At 73.9% G+C, this 9,264-nt stretch carries 7 protein-coding genes; 5 read left to right on the top strand and 2 right to left on the bottom strand.

Annotated features, from left to right (window positions below):
* The first annotated feature begins 349 nt into the window (after window positions 1–349).
* The 3 genes from ACFXPX_RS34505 to ACFXPX_RS34515 all read left to right on the top strand — a co-directional run bounded on the left by ACFXPX_RS34505 (window position 350) and on the right by ACFXPX_RS34515 (window position 5,687).
* Complete coding sequence (locus ACFXPX_RS34505) at window positions 350–1,426, top strand: GAF domain-containing protein (RefSeq protein WP_380395852.1); 1,077 nt, start codon at window positions 350–352, stop codon at window positions 1,424–1,426.
* 352 nt (window positions 1,427–1,778) lie between these two features.
* Entirely contained in the window at window positions 1,779–3,368 is a 1,590-nt protein-coding gene (locus tag ACFXPX_RS34510) for a lipase maturation factor family protein (RefSeq protein WP_380644438.1), read from the top strand.
* Between the two features lie 204 nt (window positions 3,369–3,572).
* Window positions 3,573–5,687: a hypothetical protein gene (locus ACFXPX_RS34515; protein WP_380644435.1), complete on the top strand. Its 2,115-nt coding sequence runs from the start codon at window positions 3,573–3,575 to the stop codon at window positions 5,685–5,687.
* Window positions 5,688–5,778: 91 nt separating this feature from the next.
* On the opposite strand, the gene ACFXPX_RS34520 is transcribed toward ACFXPX_RS34515, so the two are convergent.
* Together ACFXPX_RS34520 and ACFXPX_RS34525 are read right to left on the bottom strand one after the other, a co-directional pair.
* Window positions 5,779–6,822 (bottom strand): transglycosylase SLT domain-containing protein, encoded by a 1,044-nt coding sequence (locus ACFXPX_RS34520; protein WP_380532384.1) that lies wholly within the window; start codon window positions 6,820–6,822, stop codon window positions 5,779–5,781.
* A gap of 57 nt (window positions 6,823–6,879) precedes the next feature.
* Window positions 6,880–7,632: a helical backbone metal receptor gene (locus ACFXPX_RS34525; protein WP_380644439.1), complete on the bottom strand. Its 753-nt coding sequence runs from the start codon at window positions 7,630–7,632 to the stop codon at window positions 6,880–6,882.
* A 219-nt stretch (window positions 7,633–7,851) separates the two neighbouring features.
* Here ACFXPX_RS34525 and ACFXPX_RS34530 point away from each other — a divergent pair, with 219 nt between their 5' ends.
* Both ACFXPX_RS34530 and ACFXPX_RS34535 read left to right on the top strand, forming a co-directional pair.
* The gene (locus ACFXPX_RS34530) at window positions 7,852–8,946 is read left to right on the top strand and encodes an ABC transporter substrate-binding protein (RefSeq protein WP_380586889.1); all 1,095 of its coding nucleotides are present in this window, start codon (window positions 7,852–7,854) and stop codon (window positions 8,944–8,946) included.
* A gap of 3 nt (window positions 8,947–8,949) precedes the next feature.
* Window positions 8,950–9,177 (top strand): hypothetical protein, encoded by a 228-nt coding sequence (locus tag ACFXPX_RS34535; protein WP_380644436.1) that lies wholly within the window; start codon window positions 8,950–8,952, stop codon window positions 9,175–9,177.
* The last annotated feature ends 87 nt before the right edge of the window (window positions 9,178–9,264 follow it).

Below are 9,264 nucleotides of genomic sequence, written 5' to 3' on the forward strand. Positions count from 1 at the left end.
GCACGCACCCCAACGCCGCCCCGCCCGCCCTCCGGGCGGACGACGGGAGTTTGAAGACGGACCCTAGGGGCGGCGCTCCCGTGGGGCCCGGGGAACTACCGTCCGTGTCTTCGGCAGGGCTCATTGTCATATGGGCACATGGGATCCATACATAGTGGATCTTGGAATGGCGGGATTCGGCCCGTCCGCTTCGGGGCGGGTTTTGCCAGGGGGTCGGGAGGGGATTGACCTTCCCCCCTCGGCCGGAGCGCCCGTGGTCGCTCACATGCTGCTTTGACTGTCCATCAGCAACGTCGGTGGCCGGTACCGGTAGCACCGCGGCGCCCGGATGTCTGATTACATGTGCGCCATGACTGATGTGATGAGCACTCAAGGCCAGTTCCCGAGTGCTGCCGGGGAATCCGAGCGGACCCGCAGGCTGCGCAGCCTGGGTCTCAACGAACCCTCCGCGGACGAGGCCTTCGACCGCTTCGCCCACCTGGCAGCCAGCATCACCCGCGCTCCCATCGCGATGGTCAACTTCATCAACGACGAGCGCCAGATGTTCCGGGGGCTCTACATTCCGCCAAATTCCTCCGACCTGGCGGCCGAAGAAGGCGCGTCCTGGGCGGATCGGGGCATCGCCTTCGACCTCCCCACCCGACAGATGCCGATGAGTCACGGTTTCTGCCCGCACGTGGTCGCCCAGCGCTCACCCCTCGCACTGGACGACATCCTCGCCTACCCCCGGTTCGCCGGTAACCCGGTCGTGGACGAACTCGGCGTCCGGGCCTACCTCGGCGCCCCGCTCGTGGACGACACCAACACCGTCATCGGCACCGTCTGCGTCCTCGACCGGGAACCCCGGCAGTGGGGACGCGAGCGGCTGCGCGACATCCAGCACCTCGCCGAGGCGCTGCTCTCCGAGATCCGGCTGCGCGACAACCTGCTCGCCCAGCAGCAGGAGATGTTCGCCGCCTTCGACGGCTCCCCGTTCCCCATCATGCTGACCGACGGCCCCGGCCAGGAGATCCGCTACGCCAACGCCCAGCACGCCGACACCTTCGGCGCCCCGGTGGCGTACGGCTCGATCGGCACCGCCTACCCCCAGCTCGGCGCGGCCGGCCTCCAGCAGGCCGTCGCGGAGGCCTTCCACACCGGACGGGCCACCGTCCTCAACGACGTCCGGATCCAGTCCGGCCGTCCCGAGGCACAGCGCATCCAGCAGATCTTCAGCTTCACCTGCACCCCGCTGCGGACCGCGCGCACCGGCCAGGTCAACGGCGTCCTCACCGTCGGCATGGACGTCACCGCCCAGTCCCGCACCGAGGAGGAACTCGGCACCCTGGCGGCCCTGCTGGTCGACCGGCTCCAGCAGAACGGCGCGGCCACCGCGACCGGCCGACCGGGCATCGCCGGCGGCACCGGACTCGTCCTGCCGAGCTGAGCGGCCGACCGTCGCTCGTGCGCGGCAGCACGGCGCCCGGGCGCAACCGGCCACCGCACCAACCGAACCACTCGCACCACTCGCACCACTCGTATCAACGGCGCCAACCGCATCAACCGCACTGCCCATCGCACCACCCGCACTGCCCACCACTGTGGCGGGGCGCCTCTCACCCCCGAGGAGAGGCTCCCCGCCACAGTGCTGTCCCGGCCGGACCCGCTGTCCCGGCCGGACCCGCTGTCCCGGCCGGACCCGCTGTCCCGGTAGGGCCCGCCGTCCCGGCCGGGCCGCAACCAGCGAGCCGCCGTCCGCCGCCGGTCCGCCGGTGGTAGGCATGGGCCGCATGGACTGGATGGACTGGTTCGCCGCCCCCGACTACTGGCTGAGCCGACTGCTCGTCCAACGCCTGCTCGCCGGCCTCTACCTGATCGGATTCCTCAACGCGGCCGCGCAGTTCCGCGCCCTCATCGGCACCGACGGCATGCTCCCGGTGCCCCGCTTCACCGCCCGGGTCCCGTTCCGCCGCTCGCCCGGCCTCTTCCACCTCCACTACAGCGACCGCTTCTTCACCGCCGTCGCCCTGACCGGCGCCGCACTGGCCGCCGCAGTGGCGGCCGGCCTCGGCGACGCCCTCCCGCTCTGGGCCTCGATCCCGGTGTGGGCGGTGCTCTGGGCCCTCTACCTCTCCATCGTGAACGTCGGGCAGACCTGGTACTCCTTCGGCTGGGAGTCGCTGCTGCTCGAAGCGGGCTCGCTCGCCGCCTTCCTCGGCAACGCCGACACCGCCCCGCCCACCCCCGTGCTCTGGCTGATGCGCTGGCTGGTCTTCCGGGTCGAGTTCGGCGCCGGGCTGATCAAGCTGCGCGGGGACAGCTGCTGGCGCGACCTGACCTGCCTGCGCTACCACCACGAGACCCAGCCCATGCCCGGACCGCTCAGCTGGTTCTTCCACCACCTGCCCGACCCGCTGCACCGGGTCGAGGTGGCGGCCAACCACGTCGTCCAACTCCTCGTCCCGATCGGCCTGCTGCTCCCGCAGCCCGTCGCGAGCTACGCCGCCTGCGCCGTGATCGCCACCCAGCTGTGGCTGATTGCCTCCGGCAACTTCGCCTGGCTCAACTGGCTGACCGTCGTGCTCACGCTCGCCGCCGTCGAACCGGCCCGCCTCGGCCTGCCCGCCCGCGCCCACACCGTCCCCGACGCCCCCGTCTGGTACCAGGCGGTGGTCATGGCGGTCACCGCCGCCGTCCTCGTGCTCAGCTACTGGCCGGTGCGCAACCTGCTCTCCCGGGGCCAGGTGATGAACCGCTCCTTCAACCGGCTGCACCTCGTCAACACCTACGGCGCCTTCGGCAGCGTCAACCGCCTGCGCCGGGAGGTCGTCGTCGAGGGCACCGACGAGGCCGTCGTCACCCCGCACACCGTCTGGCGCGAGTACGGCTTCAAGGGCAAACCCGGCGACGTGCGCCGCCTCCCGCGCCAGTACGCCCCCTACCACCTGCGCCTGGACTGGCTGATGTGGTTCGCCGGCATCTCGCCCGCCTACGCCCGGCCCTGGTTCCTGCCCTTCGTCGCCCGCCTGCTGGCCGGCGACCGGGCGACACTGCGGCTGCTGCGCCACAACCCCTTCCCCGACGCCCCGCCGACCCACGTCCGGGCGACCCTCCACCTCTACCGGTTCACCGGATGGCGCGAACTGCGCGAAACCGGCGCCTGGTGGCACCGCACCGCGCTCCACGCCTACCTCGCGCCGGTCGACCTGGCCGCCCTCGGCCGGGCCGGCCACCACCCGCCGCCCACCCGGCCCGGCCGCGGCCTGCGCACCGTCCCGCTCGACCGGCTCCGACGTTCCGCTCCACCCACGTCGGGCCCGCCCCGGACGGAGCACCCCGGCCACCCGTCCGGACCAGCACCGGGCCACCCGGGTGGCCCTCCCGAGTAGCGGCCAGGCGGGCGGTACGGCATACGACACCAGTCCGTCCGGCGGTGGGTGCGTGCAAGGCTCGAACGGGCACCCGTATTCTGGGCCTCCACAACCGGCGGCCCGAATCGCACGCCCCCCGGTCCCGCCCCAGGGGCCCCGTGCACCCGGGCCGCCGCCCCCTCGCCGTCAGCCCCGCCGTCGTCGCCCAGAACCGGACCTCACATGACAGTGCTTCACTCGCGCAACGCCGACGCAGCCGACCCGGCGGACGTCGCCGACGCCGCAGACGTCAAGGACCCCCAGGACGCCGCTGCGGAGCCCGACCTCCGCGAGGACCTCGGCCGCTACGCCGAACTCGGGGCCTTCACGCTCAGCGCCGACACCCACGCCTGGTACGCGGCCGTCGACACCGTGGCCACCCCCGAGGACGCCCGCGCCGCCTCCACCGCGCTCGCCGAACTCCGTGGCAGCGACCTCCAGCAGACCTGGGAAGCCGTCACCGCGATGGCCGCCGAGGTCAAGCTGGACGAGCCCGACACCGTGGCCAAGACCGCGCTGCTGGTCGAGATGCTCCAGCGGGTCCGCCGCACCTCCGCCACCCTCACCGACGCCGCGTACGACGCCGACCTCGTCGCCCTCGCCGCCGCCACCGCGGACAGCACCTGGCGCCGCGAGAACGGCGTCAAGCTGTCCTGGCTGCGCGGCCGCTCGCTGCGCAAGCAGGCCGCCGCCCTCGCCCACGACCGCAAGGTCCGCCGCGAGGACCTGCACGAGGCGCTCACCTCCGCCGAGATCGAGCGCCGCGCGTGGGCCGCCGTCGCCCCCGCCGGCACCCTCCCGCGCGTGCCCGCCGACGGCAGCCTGGTCGAGCGCACCGCCCAGGCCTTCGAGCCGATCAACACCGGCCTGCGCGGCCTCGCCCGACTGCTGCCCGAGCACGACCTCGACGGGCTCGCCTTCGCGGAACTGGCCGACCTGGTCGAACGCCTCGCCGCCGACGAGGGCACCCTCTACCGCCTGCCCACCATCCGCGGCCTGCGCGCCACCCTGGAGGAGGCCGGCCTCGCCGACCTGCTCGCCGAACTCACGGCCGCCAAGGCCGACCGCCGCGCCGCCGAGGCCGCGTACGCGGCGCGGCAGGCGCTCGCGGGCGGGCAGCGGGACGGGCTGGCGGGGTCGTCGGCCGCGGAGCCGGTCGTCGCGGAGCCGGCTGCCGAGGAGCTGGACACCGAGGAGACGGACACCGAGCTGCCCGAGGCCGAGGCCGAGGCCGAGGTTGAGGCCCAGGTCGAGGCCGACGCCGACCCCTCGGCGGAGGCCGTGGACGAGTTCCAGGCCGAGGCGGACGTCGAGGCCGAGTCGGCTGCGGTGGAGGAGGAGAAGGAGGAGGCTCCGGTCGCCGTGGTCTCCCTCCCGGCGCCCTCCCCGGCCGCTGACGACCTGGTGGCCGCCGCCACCGCCGCCCTGGCCGAGGCCGCAACGGCGGACGAGGTCGCGGAGGAAGCGGACGAGGCGAAGGCAGAGTCGGTCGAGGTCGAGGAGCCTGCCGCCGAGGTCGAGGTCACTGCCGAGGCCGAGGTCGAGGCCGCGGCCGAAGTTGAGGCCGAGGCCGTCGAGGTCGCGATCGCCGTCGAGCCGGAGGTGATCGCGGAAGCACCCGTCGAGGTCGCCGAGCCCGAGGCCGCTGAGCCTGAGGTCGCCGAGCCCGAGGCTGCTGAGGTCGAGGAGTCGCCGATCGAGGTCGACGCCGTCGAGGAGGCTCCGGCCGTAGCGGAGGAGGAGGCCGAGGCTGTTGCCGAGGCGCCCGCCGTCGAGGTCGCGCCCGAGATCGCCGTCGAGGTCGAGGCCGTCGAGGAGCCCGCTGTCGAGCCGGAGGCCGTGGTCGAGGCCCCTGCCGTCGAGGTCGTTGAGGTCGTCGAGCCGGTGGCCGAGGTCGAGGTCGTTGAGGAGGCTCCGGTCGTAGGTGCCGAGGCCCCTGCCGTCGGGGCCGTCGCCGAGGTCGAGCCCGAGGTCGTCGCCGAGGTGGCCCCTGAGGTCGAGGCCGTGGTCGAGGCGGAGCCCGAGCCCGAACCGGCCGTCGAGGTCGAGCCCGAGCCCGAGCCCGTCGCCGAGGCGGCCACCGGCCGTCCCGCGAAGCCGGACTTCACCCCCGGTCGCCCCGTGACCGCCTACTCGGCGGACGAACTGCTCGCCGTCGTCCGCTGGATCGACGGTGACGGCACCGGGCGGAGCGACGAGGAGCTGCTCCGTGCGGCCATGAAGGAGCTCGGCTTCGCCCGCCTCGGCCCCCGGATCAAGGAGGCGCTGGGCGCCGCCGTCACCGCCGCGCGCGGCTGACGTCCGGGCGGCAGCCGGACACGCAGGGCCCGGGACGCGATCGCGTCCCGGGCCCTGCGCCGTGTCTGCCGGTCCTGCTGCGAAGGGGCGGTCAGCCCGCCTTGTTCCAGGGCTGGCTCGCCATCAGCGCCTTCACGTTGGCGACGTACTTCGGGTTCGGTATGTCGAGGCTGCCGACGACCTCGCCCGAGGTGGGGTCGGTGACGGTGGTGTAGTGCACGTTGCCCGCGCCCGCGTTGTACGCGGAGATGACCAGGTCGAGCAGCGGTGTCTTACCGGTGGCCGGGTCGGGGGAGAGGTCGTACTTGCCGCCGAAGGAGGAGTCGCCGTAGTAGGCGACCAGCCAGTCGATCAGCTGGGTGCCGAGCTGGACGTTCCCGGTGAGGGTCTTGGGGTCGGAGCTGGTGCCGTACTTGCCGTTCATCCAGCTGACGGTGTTGGGCATGACCTGCATGGTGCCGATCCCGCCGTCGCAGGCGAGGATGCCGGACTGCCAGCCGCTCTCCTGCCAGGCGATCGCCTTGACCAGGTTGACCGGCAGCGGCGGGAGCCTGTCGGTGCCGCCCGAGCTGAGGTTGAGCACCCGGGACTGGCCGGCGGCCGTCGTGAGCGCCGCGGCGACCGCGGGCTTGGCCTCGTCCGGCTGGGGCTTGCTGGGCTGGCAGCCGCTCTGCGCCGGGGGCACGTGGCCGGCGGGCGGCGCGGGCGGTGCCGGGAGGGCGACGGCGCCGGGCTTGGCGGTCGGTACGGGCGCCGGGATGGCGGGCTTCTCGACCGGCGGCTGGGTGGCGGGCGCGCCGGCCGCGGTGCCGCCGCTGCCCTTGGCGTTCCCACTCTGGGCGTTGCCGCTCTGGGTGGTGGGCGAGGCCTTTGCGGCCTTGCTCGGGCCGGCACTCGGGCTGTGCGAGGCGTCGGGGCTCGCGGAGGCGGAGGCGCTCGGCGTCGGGGTGGTGCTCGCGGGCGGGCTCGCGCTCGACGTGTCGGTCGGCGCGGCGGAGGCCGCGGTGAGGGTGGTGCCGGATCCGGCGCTCGGGTGCTTGTCACCGCTCTCGGTGCCGCAGCCCGCCAGGACGGCGGTCGACACGGCGACGGCCGACACCAGGACGGTGGCCCGCCGGGTGGTGCGCAACTTCATTGGTGGTCCCCCCACTCGTCGCCGGTGATCCCGTGATCCCGGCGAGTGGCGGTCATCCTATGGTGCGGTCGTCTCCCCCTGGACGAACGGGTGCTCGATCGCCCGCCGGAGGACGGCCGGGGCCTCCGCGAGCGAGGGCCCGTACCAGGTCAGGTGCCGTCCGCCGACCAGCGCGACCGAGATGCCGGGGAAGGCCTCCGGGCCGTCCTCGGCGGTGAAGCGGTACGGCTCGTCCGGCAGCACCACCAGGTCCGGCCGGTCGGCGAGCAGTTCGGGCAGCGGCACGGCCGGGTAGCGCTCGGGGTGCTCGGCGTGGACGAGCCGCAGGCCGAGGCGGCGCAGCAGGTCCCCGGCGAAGGTGTCGCGGCCGAGCACCATCCACGGGCGGCGCCAGATCGGCACGACCGCCCGCGGGCCGCGGTCACCGCTCGGCCGGACGTCCCGCCACGCCTCCTCCGCCTCGTCCAGCCAGGCCGGGCGCGGCAGTCGGCAGGCGACGGTGAGCAGCCGGTCCAGCGAGCGGAAGGCGTCGTCCAGGGTGCGGATGTCGGTGACCCACACCGGAACCCCGGCCGCCCGCAGCGCCTCCAGGTCGGGGCGGCGGTTCTCCTCGTCGTTGGCGATCACGAGGTCCGGGCCGAGCGCGAGGACGCCCGGCACGTCCGGGTTCTTGGTGCCGCCGATCCGGGTGACGGCGAGTTCGGCGGGGTGGCTGCACCAGTCGGTGGCGCCGACCAGCAGGCCGGGCGCGGTGGCGGCGACGGCCTCGGTCAGCGAGGGCACCAGCGAGACCACCCGGCGGGGCGGCAGCGGCCCGAGCCGTACGGGCAGGCCGAGGTCGTCGCGCGGGTCGGTGAGGTCTGCCACCCGGCCACCCTATGCGCGACCACTGGGTACGGGGGCCTCCGGAAGCTCCGGAAGTCCCGGAAGTCCCGGAAGTTCCGGGAACCCGGTGCGGACCCCGCCCGACTACCTGGTCCGGGTCCGCAGCGCGGGCCCTCAGCACGATCACCGACCAGGAGAGTCCTCATGCGCCCTCGCGTCGTCTGCGGTATCGCGGCCGCCGTCGCCCTGTTCGCCACGGCCTGCGGAAGCGGCGGTGGCGGGAACGGTGGCGGTGGCAGCGCCGCCCTCACCGCCCAGGCCACCCCCGCCGGGGCCGCCTACCCCGTCACGGTCGCCGACTGCGCGGGCAAGGAGACGACCATAGCCAAGGCCCCGACGAAGATCGTCACCAGCAACGCGTCGAGCCTGGAGTTGCTGCTCCAACTCGGCGCGGGCGACCGGGTGATCGGCACCGGCTTCCCGCCCGGCAAGGGCACCCTGCCGGCCGCGCTCGCCGAGCAGGGCGCCAAGGTCCCGGTGCTCGGCGACAAGACCATCCCCAAGGAGAAGCTCCTCGACTCCGGCGCCGACCTCTACGTCGACACCTTCGGGGCGATGCCGATGATGGGCGGGGGCGCCACCGGGCCCAGCGAGGCCGAGTACGCCGCGGCCGGCATCCAGCACGTCTACCTGCTCTCCACCGCCTGCGCCGGCACCCCGAAGGCCGCCAAGGCGCCGCGCACCGACCTCGCCGGGATCGAGGAGGACATCCGCCGCCTCGGCGCCGTCACCGGGACCGGCGCCCGGGCCGAGGAACTCGTCACCGGGATGGAGAAGCAGATCGGCGGGGTCCGCACCGCGCTCGCCGCCGTCCCGGAGGACAAGCGGCCGAGCTACTTCGTCTTCGACTTCGACGCCGGGACCAAGCAGCCGGTCGCGGTCTGCGGCCGGCAGGTGGCCAACGCCGTCATCACCCAGGCCGGTGCCCGCAACGTCTTCGCCGACTGCGACGCCGACTTCAAGCCCGGCTCCTGGGAGGACGTGGTGGCCAAGAACCCCGACTGGATCCAGCTCGCCGTGCGCAACCGCGGCAGCGAGCAGGACACCCGCAAGGCCTTCGACGACGCCGAGGCGTTCCTGCGCGGCTTCCCGGCGACCCAGGGCCTCAAGGCCGTCCAGGAGGGGCACTTCGTCCGGCTCGGCTCCGAGGTGACCACCATCGCGGGTGTGCGCAACGCCGACGCCGTCCGGCAGATCGCTGCCACCGTCCACCCCGACCTCGTCAAGAACGGGCAGTAGGCGGTGACTTCGGCCGACCTCGCCGAGGCCCCGGACAACCGGAGCCCGGACAATCGTGGTCCGGACAGCCGGAGCCCGGGCCACGGGAGCCCGGACAGTGAGCGCCCGGACAGCCGGCGCCCGGCCCGCACCCTGCGGGCCGGGCCGCTGGCCGCCGCGCTCGCCGCCGCCCTGAACGCCGAGACGCTGATGGTCCTCACCGATGTCGAGGGGCTCGTGACGGCCGGCTGAGTCCGAGGTGGGTGCTGCGGCGGGAACGCGCGTGGCGGACAATCGCTGACACGACTACCGGCCAGGCGTCTGCGAGGAGGATTCCCA

Source organism: Kitasatospora sp. NPDC059146 (assembly GCF_042786665.1).
Lineage (GTDB): Bacteria > Actinomycetota > Actinomycetes > Streptomycetales > Streptomycetaceae > Kitasatospora.

Excerpts from the sequence above, each read along its gene's own strand:
- ACFXPX_RS34505 (WP_380395852.1), top strand. The coding sequence starts at position 350 with ATGACTGATGTGATGAGCACTCAAGGCCAGTTCCCGAGTGCTGCCGGG.
- ACFXPX_RS34530 (WP_380586889.1), top strand. The coding sequence starts at position 7,852 with ATGCGCCCTCGCGTCGTCTGCGGTATCGCGGCCGCCGTCGCCCTGTTC.
- ACFXPX_RS34515 (WP_380644435.1), top strand. The coding sequence starts at position 3,573 with ATGACAGTGCTTCACTCGCGCAACGCCGACGCAGCCGACCCGGCGGAC.
- ACFXPX_RS34510 (WP_380644438.1), top strand. The coding sequence starts at position 1,779 with ATGGACTGGTTCGCCGCCCCCGACTACTGGCTGAGCCGACTGCTCGTC.
- ACFXPX_RS34520 (WP_380532384.1), bottom strand. The coding sequence starts at position 6,822 with ATGAAGTTGCGCACCACCCGGCGGGCCACCGTCCTGGTGTCGGCCGTC.